The sequence below is a fragment of the Actinoplanes lobatus genome (assembly GCF_014205215.1).
Lineage (GTDB): Bacteria > Actinomycetota > Actinomycetes > Mycobacteriales > Micromonosporaceae > Actinoplanes > Actinoplanes lobatus.
The window spans coordinates 1,209,306-1,228,285 of the sequence record NZ_JACHNC010000001.1; the positions used below are offsets into that span (position 1 = coordinate 1,209,306).

At 71.6% G+C, this 18,980-nt stretch carries 20 protein-coding genes and 1 tRNA gene; 11 read left to right on the plus strand and 10 right to left on the minus strand.

All coding sequences use genetic code 11. The annotated features are described in order from the left end of the window. Entirely contained in the window at positions 1-1,674 is a 1,674-nt protein-coding gene (argS, locus tag BJ964_RS05290; protein WP_188119627.1) for an arginine--tRNA ligase, read from the minus strand. An 86-nt stretch (positions 1,675-1,760) separates the two neighbouring features. Between argS and BJ964_RS05295 the strand changes: the two genes are divergently transcribed. The 4 genes from BJ964_RS05295 to BJ964_RS05310 all read left to right on the plus strand — a co-directional run bounded on the left by BJ964_RS05295 (position 1,761) and on the right by BJ964_RS05310 (position 3,897). After that, entirely contained in the window at positions 1,761-2,555 is a 795-nt protein-coding gene (locus tag BJ964_RS05295) for a DUF3105 domain-containing protein (protein WP_188119628.1), read from the plus strand. 2 nt (positions 2,556-2,557) lie between these two features. Then, positions 2,558-3,172, plus strand: a complete 615-nt coding sequence (locus BJ964_RS05300; protein ID WP_188119629.1) for a DUF305 domain-containing protein — start codon at positions 2,558-2,560, stop codon at positions 3,170-3,172. A 106-nt stretch (positions 3,173-3,278) separates the two neighbouring features. Next, positions 3,279-3,350 (plus strand) — tRNA-Arg (locus tag BJ964_RS05305). A 289-nt stretch (positions 3,351-3,639) separates the two neighbouring features. Further along, positions 3,640-3,897, plus strand: a complete 258-nt coding sequence (locus tag BJ964_RS05310; RefSeq protein WP_188119630.1) for an HPr family phosphocarrier protein — start codon at positions 3,640-3,642, stop codon at positions 3,895-3,897. A gap of 123 nt (positions 3,898-4,020) precedes the next feature. Here BJ964_RS05310 and BJ964_RS05315 read toward each other — a convergent pair whose 3' ends face one another. The 5 genes from BJ964_RS05315 to BJ964_RS05335 all read right to left on the minus strand — a co-directional run bounded on the left by BJ964_RS05315 (position 4,021) and on the right by BJ964_RS05335 (position 9,437). After that, positions 4,021-4,824, minus strand: coding sequence for a copper homeostasis protein CutC (locus tag BJ964_RS05315; protein ID WP_188119631.1), 804 nt, complete (start codon positions 4,822-4,824; stop codon positions 4,021-4,023). An 86-nt stretch (positions 4,825-4,910) separates the two neighbouring features. Then, complete coding sequence (locus BJ964_RS05320; RefSeq protein WP_188119632.1) at positions 4,911-5,285, minus strand: SpoIIAA family protein; 375 nt, start codon at positions 5,283-5,285, stop codon at positions 4,911-4,913. Continuing rightward, entirely contained in the window at positions 5,285-5,818 is a 534-nt protein-coding gene (locus BJ964_RS05325) for a hypothetical protein (RefSeq protein ID WP_188119633.1), read from the minus strand. Before BJ964_RS05325 ends, BJ964_RS05320 begins: the two co-directional genes overlap by 1 nt. A gap of 135 nt (positions 5,819-5,953) precedes the next feature. After that, on the minus strand, positions 5,954-7,852 hold the full coding sequence (locus tag BJ964_RS05330) for a capsular polysaccharide synthesis protein (protein WP_188119634.1): 1,899 nt from the start codon (positions 7,850-7,852) through the stop codon (positions 5,954-5,956). Positions 7,853-7,928: 76 nt separating this feature from the next. Then, the gene (locus BJ964_RS05335; protein ID WP_229806575.1) at positions 7,929-9,437 is read right to left on the minus strand and encodes a serine/threonine-protein kinase; all 1,509 of its coding nucleotides are present in this window, start codon (positions 9,435-9,437) and stop codon (positions 7,929-7,931) included. 91 nt (positions 9,438-9,528) lie between these two features. Here BJ964_RS05335 and BJ964_RS05340 point away from each other — a divergent pair, with 91 nt between their 5' ends. The 3 genes from BJ964_RS05340 (at position 9,529) to BJ964_RS05350 (ending at position 13,251) form a co-directional block, all read left to right on the plus strand. Further along, positions 9,529-11,160 (plus strand): CocE/NonD family hydrolase, encoded by a 1,632-nt coding sequence (locus BJ964_RS05340; protein ID WP_188119636.1) that lies wholly within the window; start codon positions 9,529-9,531, stop codon positions 11,158-11,160. A gap of 10 nt (positions 11,161-11,170) precedes the next feature. Then, on the plus strand, positions 11,171-11,632 hold the full coding sequence (locus BJ964_RS05345; protein ID WP_188119637.1) for a hypothetical protein: 462 nt from the start codon (positions 11,171-11,173) through the stop codon (positions 11,630-11,632). Positions 11,633-11,742: 110 nt separating this feature from the next. Then, complete coding sequence (locus tag BJ964_RS05350) at positions 11,743-13,251, plus strand: MDR family MFS transporter (protein WP_203832624.1); 1,509 nt, start codon at positions 11,743-11,745, stop codon at positions 13,249-13,251. A 55-nt stretch (positions 13,252-13,306) separates the two neighbouring features. On the opposite strand, the gene BJ964_RS05355 is transcribed toward BJ964_RS05350, so the two are convergent. Then, positions 13,307-13,663 carry an STAS domain-containing protein gene (locus tag BJ964_RS05355; protein WP_183216858.1) on the minus strand — a complete coding sequence of 119 codons (357 nt, stop codon included), beginning with the start codon at positions 13,661-13,663 and terminating at the stop codon, positions 13,307-13,309. Positions 13,664-13,951: 288 nt separating this feature from the next. Between BJ964_RS05355 and BJ964_RS05360 the strand changes: the two genes are divergently transcribed. Beyond that, positions 13,952-14,932 carry a helix-turn-helix transcriptional regulator gene (locus BJ964_RS05360; RefSeq protein ID WP_188119639.1) on the plus strand — a complete coding sequence of 327 codons (981 nt, stop codon included), beginning with the start codon at positions 13,952-13,954 and terminating at the stop codon, positions 14,930-14,932. Between the two features lie 7 nt (positions 14,933-14,939). Here the strand turns inward: BJ964_RS05360 and BJ964_RS05365 are convergent, their stop codons facing one another. Further along, positions 14,940-15,266 (minus strand): hypothetical protein, encoded by a 327-nt coding sequence (locus BJ964_RS05365; protein WP_188119640.1) that lies wholly within the window; start codon positions 15,264-15,266, stop codon positions 14,940-14,942. 322 nt (positions 15,267-15,588) lie between these two features. Between BJ964_RS05365 and BJ964_RS05370 the strand changes: the two genes are divergently transcribed. Continuing rightward, on the plus strand, positions 15,589-15,771 hold the full coding sequence (locus BJ964_RS05370; protein WP_229806615.1) for a hypothetical protein: 183 nt from the start codon (positions 15,589-15,591) through the stop codon (positions 15,769-15,771). Here the strand turns inward: BJ964_RS05370 and BJ964_RS05375 are convergent. Continuing rightward, complete coding sequence (locus BJ964_RS05375) at positions 15,768-16,661, minus strand: Gfo/Idh/MocA family protein (protein ID WP_188119641.1); 894 nt, start codon at positions 16,659-16,661, stop codon at positions 15,768-15,770. The two genes, BJ964_RS05370 and BJ964_RS05375, sit on opposite strands and share 4 nt — an antisense overlap. A gap of 76 nt (positions 16,662-16,737) precedes the next feature. Here BJ964_RS05375 and BJ964_RS05380 point away from each other — a divergent pair, with 76 nt between their 5' ends. Then, positions 16,738-17,103: a hypothetical protein gene (locus BJ964_RS05380; protein ID WP_188119642.1), complete on the plus strand. Its 366-nt coding sequence runs from the start codon at positions 16,738-16,740 to the stop codon at positions 17,101-17,103. Further along, on the plus strand, positions 17,096-17,521 hold the full coding sequence (locus BJ964_RS05385; protein WP_188119643.1) for a hypothetical protein: 426 nt from the start codon (positions 17,096-17,098) through the stop codon (positions 17,519-17,521). The genes BJ964_RS05380 and BJ964_RS05385 overlap by 8 nt, the downstream gene beginning before the upstream one ends. 1 nt (position 17,522) lies before the next feature. On the opposite strand, the gene BJ964_RS05390 is transcribed toward BJ964_RS05385, so the two are convergent. Further along, positions 17,523-18,980, minus strand: coding sequence for a glutathionylspermidine synthase family protein (locus BJ964_RS05390; protein WP_188119644.1), 1,458 nt, complete (start codon positions 18,978-18,980; stop codon positions 17,523-17,525).

Sequence of the window (18,980 nt, forward strand, 5' to 3'; positions counted from 1 at the left end):
CTACATCCTCTCCGGCGCGGAGACCCCGAGGAGGGCCAACCCGTTGGCGATCACCGTACGAGTGGCGTCGTTGAGCCACAGCCGGGCACGGTGTCCGTCGGTGACCGGGTCGTCGGCGTTCTTGGGCGTGATCCGGCAGGCCGGCTCATCGTAGAAGCGGTGGTAGGCGCCGGCGATCTTCTCCAGCAGCCGGGCGACATGGTGCGGCTCCCGGTGCTCGGCCGCGAAGGCGACGGTCTCCGGGTACTCGCCGAGCGTCTTGAGGAGCTCGTTGTCCTTCTCGTTGTCGAGCAGGTCGGCACGGAAGTCGCCGGGCTCGCCGCGGGTCACACCCAGCGACTCCGCCTGCCGGGCGGCGCTGGCCGTCCGGGCCGCGACGTACTGCACGTAGTACACCGGGTTCTCCCGGCTGGCCCGGGTCCACAGGTCGATGTCGATGTCGATCGGGGAGTCCGAGGAGTAGCGGGCCAGCGCGTACCGGGTGGCGTCGACGCCCAGCGCCTCGACGAAGTCCTCCAGGGTGACCACGGTCCCGGCCCGCTTGCTCATCCGCACCGGCTCGCCGTCACGGACCAGGTTGACCATCTGGCCGATCAGGATCTCCAGGTTCTTCGCCGGGTCGTCGCCGAAGCACGCGGACATCGCCTTCATCCGGCCGATGTAGCCGTGGTGGTCGGCGCCCAGCATGATCACGACCCGCTCGAAGCCGCGCTTGCGCTTGTCCAGGTAGTAGGCGCAGTCGGCGGCGAAGTACGTCCAGTCGCCGTCGGACTTGCGCAGCACCCGGTCCTTGTCGTCACCGAAGTCGGTGGTGCGCAGCCAGGTCGCGCCGTCCTGCTCGAAGATGTGCCCCTGCTCGCGCAGCCGGTCCAGGGCCTCCTGGAGCTCGCCGCGGTCGTGCAGGTCCTTCTCGTTGAAGTAGGTGTCGAAGTGCACGCCGAACTCGGTCAGCGACTTCTTGATCTCGGCGAACATCAGGTCGACGCCGACCCGCCGGAAGGTCTCCTGCGCGGCCTCCGGATCCTGGGACAGCACCTCCGGCTCGACCTTGACCACGTCGGCCGCGATCTCGGCGATGTAGGCGCCGCCGTAGCCGTCCTCCGGCGCCGCCTCGCCCTTGGCGGCGGCCAGCAGCGAGCGGGCGAACCGGTCGATCTGCGAGCCGGCGTCGTTGAAGTAGTACTCCGTGCCGACGTCGGCGCCGGCGGTGCGCAGCACCCGGGAGAGGGCGTCGCCCACGGCGGCCCAGCGGACCCCGCCGATGTGCACCGGACCGGTCGGGTTGGCCGACACGAACTCCAGGTTGACACGCTCTCCGGCGAGCCGGTCGGTACGCCCGTAGGCTGAACCGGCGAGCACGATGTCGCGGGCCAGCACGCCGGCCGCGGCGGCGTCGAGCCGGATGTTCAGGAAGCCGGGACCCGCGATCTCCACCGATTTGACGCCGTCCCGGCGGCCCAGCTCCTCGGCCAGCGCCGCGGCCAGCTCACGTGGGGCGACCCCGACCTTCTTGCCCAGTTGGAGGGCGAGCGTCGAGGCGTAGTCGCCGTGCTCGGGGTTACGTGGCCGCTCCATCGTCGTCGTGGCGGGCAGCGCGCCGACGTCGAGTCCACGCGTCTCGAAAACGGCACGAGCGGCTGAGAGAACCGTGTCAGCAAGGTTGGCGGGAGTCACTCAACCATGCTATCGGGGGTAGACTTCGTCGTTCGGCGGCCACCCGAGCCCCGCCCCTCCCCATTCAGACGAATCGACGAGGCACGATGAGCATGAGCACGCCGGGGCCCGAACGGGTCCCGTCCACCGTCAAGGTCGACAAGACCACCGGCCAGGGCAAGCCGCCTGCGGCGAGGTCCGGCGCGAGCCGGCCAGGGGGCAACCGGCCCGCCGGAAAGGGCGGGAAGGGCGGAAAGGGTCGCAAGCCGGTCACTCCGGTCAAGGTGGCCGGCGGACGCAACTGGGGACCGATCGCGGTCGCCGGTGTCGTCGTCCTGATCGCGGTCGGCATCATCGGCTGGGGTGTCGTCGCATCGATCCAGCAGGAGAAGAAGCAGTCCGTGCCGTGGGCCGACCGGGCCGCCGCGATCGCCGGCATCACCAACTTCCGCGAGTCGAACCCGGATCTGGTGAAGGGCAGCCAGCACAAGAACGGCAAGCTGTCGTACGAGCAGCAGCCCCCCGTCGCCGGTGAGCACAACCCGAGCTGGCAGAACTGCAACGGCGTCGTCTACTCCGAGCCGATCGCGAACGAGCACGCGGTGCACAGCATGGAGCACGGCACCGTCTGGGTGACCTACAAGCAGGGCCTCCCCGAGGACCAGGTGGAGAAGCTGGCCGACCGGGTCGAGGGCAAGGAGAAGCTCATGCTGAGCCCGGTGCCCGGCCTGAGCAGCAACGTCTCCCTCCAGGCCTGGGGCTACCAGCTGAAGGTCGACTCGGTGGACGACCCGCGGATCGACGAGTTCATCCAGTCGCTGCGGATCAACGCGTCGATCGAGGGCCCGACCGCGGCCTGTGACGGCGGCGTGTCGGCCACCGGCGTCGTCCCGCAGAGCTGACCTTGTCCACGGAGAAACGCCGCTTCGGCTACTGGCTGCCCGCGACCCTGGTGGTCGGCCTGCTGCTGGGCGTGGCGATCGGATTCCTGATCCCCCGCGGCGAGGACCTGCCGGCCGACGACTCCGCAGAGGCCGGCTTCGCCCGGGACATGTCCACCCACCACTCGCAGGCCGTGGAGATGGGCATGATCGCCTACACCCGCGCGACCAACGACGAGGTCCGGATGATGGCCCGCGACATCGCTCTCACCCAGCAGGGTCAGATCGGCATGTTCCAGGCGTGGCTGCGCGAGTGGGATCTCCAGCCGACCGGCTCGAAGCCGGCCATGTCGTGGATGCCGGGCGGGGCGGAGAGCGTGAAGGACGGCCTGATGCCCGGCATGGCCACCCCGGAGGAGCTGAAGCAGCTCCGGGAGGCCACCGGTCTCGACGAGGACCGCCTCTTCATGAAGCTGATGATCAACCACCACCTGGGCGGCATCCACATGGCCCAGGAGGTGGTGGAGCTGAGCGACGACCCGGAGGTCGTCGAGTCGGCGAAGCTGTCCATCAACAGCCAGCAGCGCGACCTGACCGACATGCAGGATCTCCAGAAGCGGCTCGAAACCGCCTCCTGACCTGTGCTTACCGATGGGCCGCCGGCATCACGCCGGCGGCCCGCCGTGTTTTCGCGATACCGATTGGCCGGGGCCTCCGGAGCCCTGCTAGGCTCATCCTCACTGAGCCCCCGTAGCTCAGGGGATAGAGCGTCGCCCTCCGGAGGCGAAAGCGCAGGTTCGAATCCTGCCGGGGGCACTTAACAAACCTGCGCACCACCGTAAGGCCCGCTGCCGTCGCAGCGGGCCGTTTGCGTTGTCACAGCCGGCAGGATCGGCTGAACGCTCATGTCCGCTCACTTAGGACGTGTTCCGGGGAGTTGGACCAGTACAGTGCGTAGTTGTCGACGCGGTCCGCCCCGGCTGCGCGGGAGGTAGGTCGACGCGCCGCGTAGAGCGCCTGGAGGAGTCCAGCGACCGGCGCGGACGGACGTGGCCGACCACCACCATCCCGCCCGTCCGCGGGCATCCGCGCAGAAAGACTCGTCATGCCGACCAGCACCGTCGTCGTAGGATCCACCGTCGGGCTGCACGCCCGGCCCGCCGGCATCATCGCCGCCGCCGTCAACGAGATGGGCGAAGAGGTGAGCCTGGCCATTCCCGGTGGTGATCCGGTCGATGCCGGCTCGGCGATGCTCATCATGGCTCTCGGCGCCGCCCTGGGAGACAGCGTCGAGGTCTCCAGTCCGTCGCAGTCCGCGCACGACAGGATCGCCGCTCTCCTCGCCCAGGACCTGGACGCCTGACCGCGGCCGGCGCATGAACGGGCACAGGTCCTCCGCCCTGGGTGATGGCGCCGATGGTCGCCACCGTGGCCGAGGCGGCGACCTTCGCCGGCCGGGTCCGCCGGTACGGCCTGACCGCCGCGCTCAGCCGGCTGACGGAATGAGCAGCCGGCCGGTCGCGCCGAGGGCGGCGGCCGCCTGGGAGACCTGGCCGGCGTCGGTGACGAAGGAGGCACCCGGGTCGTCGCCGGATCCGAGGGCCACGCGTGCCCCGGCCCCGGCGACGCGCCGCTTCGCCGACAGGTGGATCGCGTCCACGCCGGCGGCCGTCAGCGCCGGGATGTCGTCCAGGCGGACGCCGCCCCCGGCCATGATCTCGATCCGTCCCGCGGACTGGTCCGCCAGGCCGGCGAGCTCGCCGGCCGCCTGACCGGCGGCGGCCTTGCCGCCCGATGTCAGCACCCGGTCGACCACGCCGAGGTCGAGCAGCTCCGCCAGGGCGTGGGTGACCGAGGCGACCTGGTCGAACGCACGGTGGAAGGTCACCGTCACCTGTGGGGCGCTCTCCCTGGCGGTATCCGCCAGCAGGCGCAGCGCGGCCGTGTCGACGTCGCCGTCGCCGGTGAGGGCACCCACCACGACCCCCTGGGCGCCGGCGCGGCAGACCGCCCGGACCTCCGCCGCCGCGGTGGCCAGGTCGTCGGCGTCGTAGACGAAGTCCCCCGGCCGCGGGCGGATCAGGACGTGCACCCCCTGCCACGGATGGCCGGCGTCCGGCACGGGCGAGGCGAGTTCCGCGAGGCCGGCCAGCGTCGTGTCCAGTAGCCCGGCCGACGGGGTCAGGCCGCCGACCTCGAGGGCCGCACACAGTTCGACCCGGTCGGCGCCGCACCGGTACGCGGTACGCGCGCCCTGGGCGGAGGTCACCGCGATCTCCAGAGCCGTCACAGTGGCCGCCTTTCACGAAGATCCGATGCCCAGCAGCCTAGTACCCATGCCGGTCAGGTGCGGCATTTGAGCAGGTCAGGGCAGGTTCAGCCGGCCAGCCAATCGGTTGCGGCCGCCAGATCGGACCGGGGGAAATGGCGCACCTCGCCGGGGATGGTCCGGCCGAAGACCGTCAGCGCACGGGTCACCCACTCGGCGTCGGCGACCAGCGCGATCCGCTCCCACAGCGAGTGGTGCCGCAGGGCCGTCCCGAGCCCGAATTTCAGGTCCTCCCAGAACGCCCCGGGCTGGAACCACCCGCAGTCGTCGTCGACGACCACCAGTAGACGGACCCGCCAGCCCTCCTTCAGCGCGGCCCGGGTCCGCGGGAGGAAGACCGTACGGTATTCCTCCCGCGTCACCGATCCGGCGAACCGGAAGCCCAGTACGGTCTCCGGCAGGTCCGGCAGAACCTCGATCATTACTTCTCCCCGGCCGCGACGACGTCCTTCTCGATCTCGTCGGTGTCGGCCTGCAACTCCCGGGTGGCGGTCTTCTCGGCATTGGCCATCGCCTGCTCCACCTTCGAGCCGATGTCCGCGACGGCGATCACGACCAGGCCGGCCTGGCCCTCGTCCAGGTATTCGCCCAGTTCCTTGAGGTCGTGCCGGCTCAGCCCGGCCGCGGCGTGACCGGCCAGCGCCCCGAGGGCCACGCCGCCGGCCGTGCTGGCCGCCAGCAGCCCGCCGCCGATCGCCGCGAACGGGAACAGCGCCACGACGAGCCCGGTGGCCAGGCCGAAGCCGCCGCCCACCACACCGCCCACACGGGTCGGCGTCTCGTGCTGTTTGACGATCGTGGTCTTGCCGTTCGCCTTGCGCTCGATGACCGCCGCGTCGTACGCGTCGATCAGGTTCGCTTTGCGGTGCAGCTCCTTCACCGCGTCGTAGTCGGCCCGCGCCTGGGCCACACTCGAGTACGCCCCGACATAGACCAGGAACGTGTCCACTGCCATCGCTGGCTCCCTTCCTACGGTTCTCCGCAGGATGCCGCGTTCCGGCGATGGCCCGCCTCACCCCGGGTAGATGAGAGATCCGGCCGGAGGAAACAATTCCTTGAAAATCTCGAAAAATGTACGAAAAAGAAGCCGTCACGCACCGTAGGAATGGTCGCCCCGAATGATCCGGGCCAGATACGACTCACTGCTCAGCTCGCCCGGGTCGTACCGCAGGCGCAGCTTGTGCGCGAACGCCCCCTCCATGATCGTCTGAAACATCTCCGGCTCGTACGGCCGCAGCATGACCGACCGCAGCGCGTGCGGCGGCGTCGCGTTGAGCCGTAGGCCGGCGTCCCACTCGGCCCGGAACCGGTCGTCGAAGTGCCACAGCATCTCGAAGACGTGGTGGTGCAGCAGCGGGTCGATCAGTTCGCCGCGCTTCTCCCACCACAGGAACGACGCGGCCCGCCACAGGTGCATGACGTAGCTGTCGGCACGGGCGGCCAGGAACCAGTTCGACAGGTAGGGACCGGTGTAGTCGAACGCGAAGACGCTCCCCTTGGCGAGCGCCCGGTCGACGTGCGGGCGCAGCGGCTCGGAGACGAGGCAGGTGGCGTCCACCCAGACTCCGCCGAACTTCTCCAGCAGCAGCATCCGCAGCAGTTCGGAGAAGTGCCCGTGATCGTCCTTCAGCGCGGCGGCCAGGTCCTCCGGCACGTCCACGTAGTTGCCGATGTCGTCCCGGGACAGCGCGTGCACGCCCGGGTTGTGTGCCCGCAGCGCCGCGAGGCAGGCCCGGACCACCGGCGGCGCGGCGTCGAAGCCCTGCGCCCAGTACACGAAGATCGGCTGGTCGAAGCGGCTGCGCACCGGGCGGTCCAGCCGCTGCGCCGCCTGCGTACGGATCTGCCCGAGGTGCCCGGCCAGGAAGATCCCCAGCTCCCGGCGCGCGCCGAAGGCCGGTACGTCGGAGTCCAGCACGGCCGGCCCGTCGAACGGCAGCTCGGTGTCGTGGACCAGGGCCGCCGCCGAGGCGCGCCGGCTGTCGTCCCGGCGCCGGAGCCGGTCGTACGCGGCGGCCAGCGCGTACCCCCGCTCGAAGTCCTCCGGGCTCTTCGCCGCCGCGCTGCGCAGCAGTTGCTCGGCCGCCGCCCAGCGTCTCCCGGCCAGCGCGATCAGGCCCAGCCGGTACGCCGCCTCGCCGTCCGGATCGCCGGCCTTGACCACCCGGCGCAGTTCGGTGCCGGCGGCCGTCAGGTCGTCCTCGGCCAGCGCGATCCGGGCGAGCGCCGGCGGATCGTCCCCCGCGGACGATCGCAGGAACGCCGCCTCCCCGGCGGTGAGCCGGGGCAGACCACTGGCCGGGGCTGTGGGCAGCAGCGTCCGGCGTGACGGCGACGCGTCCGGCTCGCCGGTCCACTCGTAGGTGAACCAGGGGTCGTCCGGGGTCGAGCCGTCGAAGTGGGGCACCGGGGCGGCGGTCTCGGTGACCGCGTAGTGGTACCAGACGACCGCGCCCTGCCCGGCGGCCATGCCGGCGCACAGCCGGACGACCGCGTCCCGGGCGCCCGCCGGGACGGTGAAGGTCACGCTGATCCGGTGGTGCCCGTGTTCGTTGCGGGCGGGCGCCGAACGGGCCGGGGCGACGGCCGCCGCGTCGTCGGCCGTCCACTCGGCGGCCAGCCGCAGCGCGGACCGGTGCAGCCGGCCGCCGAGCGGCTCGGCGAGAAAGACCGAGACACTCGCCGTGTAGGTGCCGCCGGGCCGCAGGGTGATCCCGGCGGGCACCGCGAACGTGCCGTCGTCGCCGTCGGCCAGTCCGGTCACCCGCAGGCCGGTCACGCCGGGCCGGCCGGGCACCTCGACGGCCTCGGCCGTGGCGGCGGAGACCGGCACGGCCGCCGGATCGCCGCGGAATCCCGGATCCGGCACCAGGTTGAGCACGGACGGCGGGGCCGGGGCCGGTTCGGGTAGCGGTGGCGGCGGGGTGAGCCGGAACGCGGCCCGGAACCGGGTCAGCATGCTCTGGTCGGTGGGTGCGGTCGCCGTCATCGATGTCCCTTCGCAGCGTGCCGCCGCAGTTTAGTCGGACATCCGACGCAGTCCGGCAGCCCGCGGGATCCCCGTCCTATATCGGCAGCACCACCCCGGACGGCCGGTTCCCCACGCAGGTCACCGTCATCCGGTAGCGCGCCAGGCCACCGGCGAAGACCACGACCGCGGTGAACGACGGGCCCCGGTCGACCCGCTCCACGGTGAATCCGGGCCGCGGCTCCCAGGACAGCAGCTCGGCGCCCGCCGGGACGCACCGGGCCAGCACCGACCCGCCCGGCGACTCCAGCCGGGTGCTCTGCGGTTCGCCCGGCCCGGACGGTTCGACAACGGTCACGCTCGGTTGCGGACCGGGCTCCGACGGTGCTCCCGAGCCGTCCGGTCCGGCCGGCAGACTGGGCCAGACGGGCTGGCCGCTACTGGTCACCGCCGCTTTCGTGGGCCGGGTGGCGGATTCGGCGGGGCGCGTGACGGCCGGGCCACCGGCGCCGCTTCTGGTCACTCCGGGTGAGGCGGCGGGCGGAGCGGCCACGCCGGGCACGCCGGCCGGGCCGCCCTCGCGCCCGGTGAGCAGCATCGGCACGGCGGCGAGCAGGGCCACGGCCAGGGCGCCGACCAGGAGCCGGGCACGCTTCAGACCCCATTTCGGTACGGGTGGGACAGGCGCCGTCCACTCGTCCACGGGTGGCTCGGCCCGCCGGGTGACCTCGTCGAGGACGTCCTGGGAATCGGGTGCGGGTCCCCGTACCTCCTCGGTCTTCGGCACGCCGGCGGCCTCGGCCGCGTCGCCCAGAACGCCCGCCACGTCGGCCGCGTCCGGGCGTTCGGACGGCTCCTTGGCCAGGCAGCGGCCGACCAGGTCGATGATCTCGGCAGGCACGCCGGGCAGCTCGGGCAGCGGCATCGGCTCCTGGTAGACGTGCGCCTCGAGCATCTGGGTGGTGGTCTCCACACTCCACGGCGCGCCCCCGGTGAGCAGCCGGTAGAGCAGCACGCCGAGCGCGTAGACGTCCGAGGCGGGCTCGATCGCGCCGCCGGTGAGCCGCTCCGGCGCCAGGTAGGCGGGCGTGCCGAGCAGGGCGTCCTCGGGCGAGGCGGGCCCGGCCACGGCGGCGATGCCGAAGTCCACCACCTTGGCGCCGGCCGGGGTGACCATGATGTTGGCGAGCTTGACGTCCCGGTGCACGAGCCCGTCGGCGTGCGCGACGGCCAGCGCGGTGGCCACCTCGCCGCAGATCCGGAAGACCGTGCGCGGTGGCACGCGGCCGCGCGACACCCGCTGTTGCAGGGTCGGCCCGTTGATCAACTCCATCACCACATAGGGGACCGGCTGCCCGTTCTCCTCGCATTCCCCGAAGTCGTAGATCTGCGCGATGTTCGGGTGCGAGAGGGTCGCCGCCGCCCGCGCCTCGTGCAGGATCCGCAGCCCGAACCGGGGGTCGCCGGCATAACGCCCGGCCAGCACCTTCACCGCGACCGGGCGGTTCAGCACCTCGTCCAGGGCGTGCCAGACAACGGCCATGCCGCCGCGGCCGAGTTCATTGATCAGCCGATACCGGCCACCGAGTTTCCGCTCCACCTCCACCCGAGGCAGTCTGCCGAAATGCTCGGGAATTCGCACATCCGAGCCGCGTTTCGAATGCCATTCACCTTTCACATTCGGATATCGTTCGGGCATGGCGGTCTCCACGGCGGACAGAATTCTCGGCCGGGTTCTCGGGCAGACTCCGGCGCTCCATTCGTATTCGATCTCCGAAGTACGCACGCCGATGCGCGACGGCGCCGAACTGATCGGTGATCATTTCGCGCCGGATTCCGCCGGCGCCCGGGGGACGGTGCTCATCCGTACGCCGTACGACCGCGGCTTCCCCACCTCGGCGCTCAACGGGCGGCTGCTGGCCGCCCGCGGCTACCACGTGCTGGTGCAGAGCGTGCGCGGCACGTTCGGCTCGGGCGGCGGGTTCCGGCCGATGGCCCAGGAGACCGAGGACGGTCAGGACACCGTCGCGTGGCTGCGCGGACAGTCCTGGTTCGACGGGCGGCTGGCCACCCTCGGCGCCTCCTACCTCGGGTGGACGCAGTGGACGCTGTTGCAGGACCCGCCGCCCGAGCTGCGCGCCGCGGTGATCTACGTGGCGCCGCACGACTTCCGCGACGCGGTGTGGGGCACCGGGGCGTTCACCCTGGGCGACTTCCTCGGGTGGAGCGACCAGATCGCCCACCAGGAGGACGGCGGTGAACTGCGGCGACTGCTCACGATGGCGTGGGCGCCCCGCCGGGTGGCGCCCGGCCTCACCGGGCTGCCGCTGCCGCACGCCGCGGTGCCGGTCCTGCGCGGACGCGCACCTTGGTACCGGGAGTGGCTGTCCCACCCGGACGGCGACGACCCGTGGTGGGAGCCGTACCGGGCCGGCGCCGCCCTGGCGAAGGCGGACGTGCCGGTGCTGCTGATCGGCGGGTGGCAGGACCTGTTCCTCGACCAGACCCTCCAGCAATACACCGCCCTCGCCACCCGCGGCACCGACGTGGCCCTCACGGTCGGCCCGTGGACGCACTTCCAGGTCGCCACCCGGGCCGCCGGCCTGGTCGCCCGGGAGAGCGTGGCCTGGCTCGACCAGCACCTCGCCGGTGGGCCGGCCGCCCGGAGACAACCGGTCCGGGTCTACCGCACCGGGCAGGACGCCTGGCACGAGATGCCGTCCTGGCCGCCGCCGGCCGAGCCGGTCGCCTTCCACCCGCGCGCCGACCGTGGCCTCACCACAGCGGCGCCCGAACGGCCGGAGGGCAATGCGGCGTTCACCTACGACCCGGCCGACCCGACCCCCTCGGTCGGCGGGCGAACCGTGACCGGGGCGGCCGGGATCCGCGACAACCGGCGGCTGGAGCGCCGTTCCGACGTGCTGACCTTCACCACCGAGCCGCTGCCGACCGCGGTCGACGTGATCGGCTCACCCGTCGTGGAGCTGGCGGTCGCGCTGGACAACCCGTACGGCGACGTCTTCGCCCGGATCTGCGACGTCGACGAGCGGGGGCGATCGCTCAACATCACCGACCGGCACCTGCGCCTCGACCCGGCGACGCCGGCCGGGCAGGTCCAGCAGGTCACCCTGACCCTGGATCCGTGCTTCCACCGGCTCCGGGCCGGTCACCGGCTGCGGTTGCAGATCTCCGGCGGCGCGTTCCCCCGGTTCGCCCGCAACCTGGGCACGCCCGGCGCTCCGGCCGAGGGCCGCCACATGGCCCCCTGTCTGCACACCGTCCACCTGGCCGGCACCCGGCTGCTGATCCCGGTCACCGCCCGGCCGTAGGGTCGCCTGCATGACCGACACCTGGCGGCATCTGCCCGCACCGGCCCGCCCGATCGCCGCCACGGCCACCGCCGCCGTCGCCGCGGTCGCCGCGAAGGACACGACGGCCCTGGACGACGCGGTGGCCGCCCTGGCCGGGCTCGATCCGGCGCAGAGCGGACTGGTCCTCGGCACCGCGGTGCGCCTGCTGCTCGAGGACGGTCATCCGGACGGGCTCACCGCCGACGACGTACGGGCCGCGCTGACGAGCTGTGTCCGGTCCTGGCCCGGGCAGGCCGACCCGCAGGTGCTGCTCTGGCTGCTGGCCGGGGCGCTCGGGGTGCTGGACGAGGACGGGACACCGCCCCCGAAACCGGACGCGCTGGCCCGCAACGCCGCCCTGCTGCTCGCCGACCTGCTGGCCGGCCGTCCACTCGCCCCGTGGTGGACCGCGACCCTCGCCGAGATCGAGAGGGCCCAGCTCAACGATTAACTTTTTGCGCAAACGGCAAGTTCGGCTCTACCCTCGCCGCCATCGTCTCCGAGATCTGAAAGAAGTCGATGACAGCAGTAGTGACCGAAAGCGCCGAATCATCCGGGCGGATGTCCCACCGCGAGGTGATCCAGGCACTGTCCGGCCTGATGCTGGGCATGTTCGTCAGCATCCTGGCCTCCACCGTCGTCGCCAACGCCCTGCCCCGGATCATCGCCGACCTGAACGGCAGCCAGTCCGTCTACACCTGGATCGTCACGGCCGAGCTGCTCGCCATGACGGCCACCGTCCCGCTCTGGGGCAAGATGGCCGACCTCTACAGCAAGAAGCTGCTGATCCAGCTCTCGCTCGGCCTGTTCGTGGCCGGCTCGGTGATCGCCGGTCTCACCCCGAACGTCGAGATCCTGCTGGTCAGCCGGGTCATCCAGGGCATCGGCGCGGGCGGCATGAGCGCCCTCGCGATGATCGTGATGGCCGCCATGATCCCGCCGCGCGAGCTGGGCCGCTACTCCGGCATGTTCGGCGCGGTCTTCGGCGTCGCCACCATCGCCGGCCCGCTGATCGGCGGCGTCCTGGTGGACACCTCGTGGCTCGGCTGGCGCTGGTGCTTCCTGATCGGCGTGCCGTTCTCGCTGATCGCGATCGCGCTGCTCCAGAAGACGCTGCACCTGCCGGTGTCCCGTCGGCAGGTCAGCATCGACTGGCTGGGCGCGCTGCTGATCACGGCCGGGGTCAGCACACTGCTGATCTGGTCCACGCTGGCCGGCAACCGGTTCGACTGGGCGTCCTGGCAGACCGGGGCGATGGTCGCCGGTGGGCTGGCGATCCTCGCGCTGGCGGTACTGGTGGAGTCACGGGCCAAGGAGCCGATCATCCCGCTCGGCATCTTCCGGCACCGTACGGTCACCCTGGCCATCGTCGCCAGCGTGCTCGTGGGTGTGGCGATGTTCGGCGGCACCGTCTTCCTCTCCCAGTACTTCCAGGTGTCGCTCGGCAAGTCGCCGACCGTCGCCGGCCTGATGGGCCTGCCGATGGTCTTCGGCCTGCTGGTGTCGTCCACCGTGGCCGGCGGGCTGATCACCAAGTTCGGGAAGTGGAAGATCTACCTGGTCGCCGGCTCGATCGTGATGACCGCCGGCATGCTGCTGCTGAGCACCATCGACGCGCACACCGGCGTGCCGGTCATCTCCGCCTTCATGGCGGTCCTCGGCATCGGTGTCGGCATGCTGATGCAGAACCTGGTGCTGGCCGCGCAGAACGACGTGCCCGCCGCCGAGCTCGGCGCCACCACCTCGGCGCTGACCTTCTTCCGGAGCATGGGCGGTTCGATCGGGGTGAGCGCCCTCGGTGCGGTGCTGACCCACCGGGTCACCACGCTCTTCACCGAGAAGTTCGGCGCCGCGGCCTCCGGCAGCGGCGAGGTGCCCGACCTGAAGACGCTGCCGCCGCAGGTCAAGGCCGTGATCGCCGAGATCTACGGTACGGCCACCGCCGACCTGTTCCTGGTCGGTGCCCCGATCGCGTTCCTCGCCGTGATCGCGGTCCTCTTCATCAAGGAGAAGCCGCTCTCCACCCTGAGCGGGGACGAGCGGCTGAAGCAGGAATCCGCCCCGCACTAGCCGCCCACCGGTGGGGGCCGTCCGCGATCGGCCGGCCCTCCCCGGACGGGTGAAATCAGGACGGGCGCAGGCCCACCGAGGTCCGCGGGCTCGGCGGCTCGGCACAGCCCAGCAGGCCGACCAGCCCGGAGACCCACAGCTGCCGGTAGACGGTGGCGCTCGGGTGGCTGACCACCAGCTTCACGCCGCTCGCCGCGGCCGTGTGGAAGCAGGCGACCAGGATGCCGATCCCGATGCTGTCGATCAGCATCACCCGTTGCAGGTCCAGGCAGATCCGGCTCGGCGTCATACCGGTCAGGACGTCGTTCACCGCGTCCCGCATGACGTGTGCGTTATCCAGATCGATCTCGCCGCTAGGTGCGATCTCGACGGTGCCGTCAGCCAGCTGGCGGGTCGTGATCGGCAGATACACAGCTGCCCTCTTTCTGGCGCACAGCCGGGGCTGACGCCGACATGCCGCGGGACACTCGGTGCGCCGGCCGGAGAAGGGCCGTGCGCTGGAGGCGATCATTGGAGGACGCCGACCGGAACCCGCGTACCTTCAACAATCCGCTGGTCTGCAAGTTACGCCACGTAGGCGCGGAACGCCAGAGTAGTTCATATGGCCGGAATGCGCTGGAACGGCCGCCGCGTGGCGGCCACGTTGACTGTCCACTGACTCGGACCGAAACTCACCGTATGCGTTGGAGCTCCGGCCGGAATGGTTGACGCCCTTCCGCGCGCCACGCCGGCGCCGGGATCCGTCTACCTCGACAGTGTCGACGGTGAGCGTGCCCGCGAGGTCCTGAATCGTTTCTACCACCCTTCGCCGATCGGGGCCGATCTCGAACTGGACGCCGAGGTGATCCAACTCGGACCGCTCACCGTGGGTCACCTCACGTTCGCCCGTAGCGCAACTCTGGAGGTCGCCGAGGCCGGCGCGTACCACGTCACGCTGCCCACGGCGGGGCTCGTACGGATGCGGCGCGGCGGGCGGGAACTGACCGCGACCCCGGCCACGGCGCTGGCGTTCCGCCCCGGGGACCGGATCCGCCTGCGGCACGAGCCGAACAGCGCGGAGCTGGGCGTACGGATCGAGAGCTGGGCCCTGGAGGCGGAACTCGCCGGGCTGCTGGGTCACCCGATCGAGGGACCGATCGACCTGCCGCCCGCGTTCGACCTGACCGAGGGGCCGGCGCACAGCTGGAGCCGGCTCATCCGGCTGCTCCGCGACGAGCTGGAGCACGAGAGCAGCCTGATCTACGAGCCGGTCATCGCCGAGCAGCTGTGCGGCAGCGTGCTCAGCGGGCTGCTGCTCAGCGTCCCGCACCGGTACCACGACGAGCTGGTGGCGCCGCCCGCCGCCGGACCACCCCGGCCGATCCGCCGGGCCATGGCGGCGATCACCGACGAGCCGGAGCACGCCTTCACGGTCGGCGAACTGGCCGCCATCGCCGGGATCAGCGTCCGCTCGCTCCAGTCCGGGTTCCGGCGGCACGTCGGCTGCGCGCCGCGGGCCTACCTCCAGGACGTCCGGCTCACCCGGGCGCACGAGGCGCTGCGGCACGGCGATCCGGCCGCCGTCACGGTGGCCGAGGTGGCGCACCGCTGGGGGTTCGCCCATCTCGGCCGGTTCGCGTCGGCGTACCGGAAGCGTTTCGGCGTCTCGCCGTCGGAGACCCTGCGGTCCGGGAACACCTGATCGGGTGTCACTCCCCGGGGTCGCAGCGGCGCGGCTGTGGCACCCCCCCGGTGCTCCGTGGCGCCGCGGCGGCCCCGAACAGGTGACCCCGCAGCGGTGTCCAGTCGCTCCAGGCCGCCAGGCGCGGCGGCACCGTGGCCACCTCACCGTCTCCGGCCCGGCACTGCTGCCGCAGGAACGCGACCACACGCTCGGCGGCCGCCTCACCGTTCTCGGCCAGGCTCCGCAGCACCCGGGGATCGGCCGTCTCCACGTCGCGCAGCAGTTCGGCCAGGCCGGACAGGGCCTGGACCACCGCGGACGCGTCCCGCTCGGCGTCCCACAGGCTGGTCACGCCGGCGCTCCCCCGAGCCGGGCCGGCTTCGCTCCGGCTGCGGTGCAATCCGTCGTGCCTCTGGCTGTGCAGTCGGTCATGCAATGCATCCCCTCACCCCGACACGCGCCCGGCGGTCGTCGCGGGCCCGCGACAGCCGCCACCGGGCCGTCCCCCCGGTGCACGTGACAAGCCGAAAATGTATTCGGCTCGCTACTATGCGTCCATCCGTAACGCGCAGGCTCTGTCCAGTTAGCGCTCAGTTCGACCGGCCCTCGTTGCCACCGGCGTAGAACGTCCGGAATCGGGTATGCGCCGATCCCAACGATTCGTGGAGAGGGCCATGATGAGCGGCACCGAGACCCGGCCGAACACACCGAACTGGCGGACAGGCGCCGAGCAACCCTGGGATCCGGAGGATCTGGCCGTCGCGCAAGGTAAGTACCCGACGCCGGAGAACGTCGCCCGCGCCAAAGCCGAGCTCGAACGCGACGGCGCCGCCGCGATCGAGCGCACGGTTCCCTAGCCGGCCACGGTGACCGTGGTCCGTTCGGTGACCGCCCGCTCGGCGGCGACCAGGAGCGCGGTCACCTCAGCGCCGAACCGCACGTCACAGGACGGCCGCTCACCGCCCTCCGCCGCCGCCAGCAGCCCGGCGAGGGCGCGGCGCAGCGCGTCGACCGGCGCCCACTCGACCTGCGGGACGGTCCACACACCAGCCTCCCCGGCGAAGACCGCCTCCTCGCGGGCGGACGCGGGCGGGGCGTCGACGGCGAGCGTCAACCGGCTCACCGCCCCGCCGGTGTGCCGCAGCATCAGGTGGGTGAGGTCACGCCCGCCGGCCATCCCGGCCACCTCGGCGACCGGGCCCAGCACCGGGAGCACCAGGGCCAGCGCGTGCGGGCCGACGTCCCACAGGCCGCCCCGCTCCTTCCGCCACGGCGACGCCCCGAACGGGTTGTCCGGCGTGAAGATCGAGCCCAGGTGGTCGACCCGCGCCTCGGTCCAGCCACCGGCGGCGACCGCCCCGGCCAGGAAGTCGTCCAGCGCCGGGGTGAACCGGCGGGTGAAGAAGACCACCGACGCCACGTCCGCGGCCGCGGCCACGAGCGCCTCGGCGTCCTCGGTCCGGGTGGCGATCGGCTTGTCCAGCAGGAGATGCCGTCCGGCGGCGGCCGCCTCGACGGCGAGCGGCGCCTGCACGTCCGGCGGCAGGGCGACCGCGACCGCGTCCACGTCCGCGATCAGGGCGGACGCGTCGGTGTAGACGGGGACGCCGTACCGGCCGGCCAGGGCGGCCGCCTTCTCCGGATCACGCCCCCACACGCCGGCGAACTCCACACCGGGTGAATCGGCAAGCGCCGGGGCGTGTGCCAACTGAGCCCACGGGCCCGTACCGAAAAGTCCGAAGCGCACCGGATCGACCGTCCTCACGTCACTGATCTCCGGGCCGGAAGTTACCAGGCCGGAAGGCCCTCAGTAACCTGGCCGGGTGAACGGTCCCCTGTCGGTGGCGACTATCGTCGCCGCCCTTGTCCTGGCGGCGTGGTATCTGCTGCGGGCCGCGCTCGACCGCGCGCCCAGCCGGTTCGACCTGCTCGCCGCCGTCGTGCTCGCGGCGCTGGTCGTGGTTCTCGTCGTGGTCGCCGTGGCCGGCCTCTTCGACGGCGGCCGCCCGGCCGACACCGAGACCTTCGCCGGCTATCTGATCACCACGATCGCCTTCGTCCCGACGGCGCTGGTGCTCGCCAAGATGGAGCCGACCCGCTGGGGCAGTGTGATCCTCGGGGTCGCCTGCCTCGTCCTGCCCGTTCTCGTGCTGCGCCTGCAGCAGATCGCGTCGGTGACCGGTGCCTGAGGAAACCACCGCTGCCCGCCCCAGCGACGCCGCGCTCGGCTCCGGCGCCGGCCGGGTGCTGCTGCTCGTCTACGGGATCTTCGCCCTCTCCGCGAGCGCCCGCGCGCTGGTGCAGATCACCACCCACTTCGACGAGGCGCCGCTCGCCTACCTGCTGTCCGCCATGGCCGGCCTGGTCTACATCGCGGCGACAGTGGGCCTGGCCCGGGGCGGCCCGCGCGGCCGCCGGATCGCCCTGATCAGCTGCACCATCGAGCTGATCGGCGTGCTGGTGATCGGCACGCTCAGCATCCTCGACCAGGGCGACTTCCCCGACGCCACCGTCTGGTCCAACTTCGGCAGCGGCTACGGCTACGTCCCCCTCGTCCTGCCCTTCGTGGGCCTCTGGTGGATCTGGCGCCATAAACCGGCCGAGTGACTTACTCCCCGATCACGTGGGGGATGAAGTTGCACGTGTTGCCGGTTACCAGACCGGCGGTGCCGAGGCCTTCGCGGATGCCCATGCCGGCCGGTTCGCCGTCGATCAGCCAGGAGCCGATCACCGGGTGGACGGTGCCCTCCAGGCCGTCGAAGGACGGCAGCTCGCACAGTTCCTGGACGATGTAGCGGCCGTCCGCGCCGTACTCCGACGGGGTCGAGATGAGCGGAACGCCGTCGCGGACCAGGGTGACCGAGCCACCTTCGCGGCCCCAGACCGGCTTCTTCGCGTACGACCTCAGCGACCCGGCGCCGGACGACTCGGCGAAGTAGGACGGGAGCAGGTACCTCGACCGTTCCGGATCGTCGCCGAAGAGCTTCCACAGCACCGGGAGCAGCGCCTTGTTGCCGAGCAGCGCGGCCTTGTACGGCGGCTCGATCCACACCGTCCCGCGCTTCTCCGGGTCGGCCATGTTCCGGAAGAACGCCTTGCCGCCCTCCTCGTGCCAGAACCACTCCCACGGGTAGAGCATGAAGACGACGTCGATCGGCTCGGCCCGGTGTTCCTGGCCCGGCCCGGGGACGAAGAGCACCCGGTCGCCGGCGACGTCCCACCCGATCTGGCTCATCGCGATCAGTTCGACCGGGAAGCCGGCCTCCTCCGCGGTCGCCATCAGGTACGCCACGTTCATCCGGTCCTCGCCGGACGTCTCGCTCGTCTCGTACGCGAAATAGATCTTGGGTTTTTCCGGGAGCCAGGGACGCGCCTCGCGCAACTTGGCGATGTTGCGCCGCCACGCGCCCGGATCGCCCGGCTCGCCGGGCTGGTCCTCCCAGCCGACCAGGCGTTCGTGGATCGAGTTCCACTGCCGCCACTCGTGCTGGGCCACACCGGTCTGGTCCATCCAGTGCCACTGGATGACCGCGCCCTCGACCAGGGATGTCGGCGTCTGCGCGTTGAATTCGAGCAGCCGCGGGACCGTGCCGGCGCCGTTGTACCAGAGGTCGAAACGGCCGTAGACGGTCGGCGACCAGTCCGGCGTCTGCATCGGCAGGCGGCCGTCCGGATCCTTGTCGCGGTGCGTCCAGGTCTCGGCGTCACCGTCGAACCAGGTCCGGAGGATCTGCTCGTGGGTGTACTCGGGGATCCCGATACGGGTCAGGAAGCACGAGTCCGCGGTGCAGACCGAGGAGAAGAAGCCCTGGCGGCGGCCCTCGGCGGTGTGCCGGGGGCACTGACCGGCCATCCAGTCGCCGGCTTCCAGGCACATGGCGTAGAGGGCGGTGGTGGCCGCCTCCAGCTCCTCGATCTCGGCCGCGGTGAACTCGTAGTACGGGCCTTCCTGCCAGTACGAGTACGCCGTCCCGTCGGGCAGGACGTCGTCGTTGTACGTCAGCCCGAGACTGAAATTGGTCAGCTGCCAACCGTCCCGGACCGGACCGTACGGGATCCGCCGCAC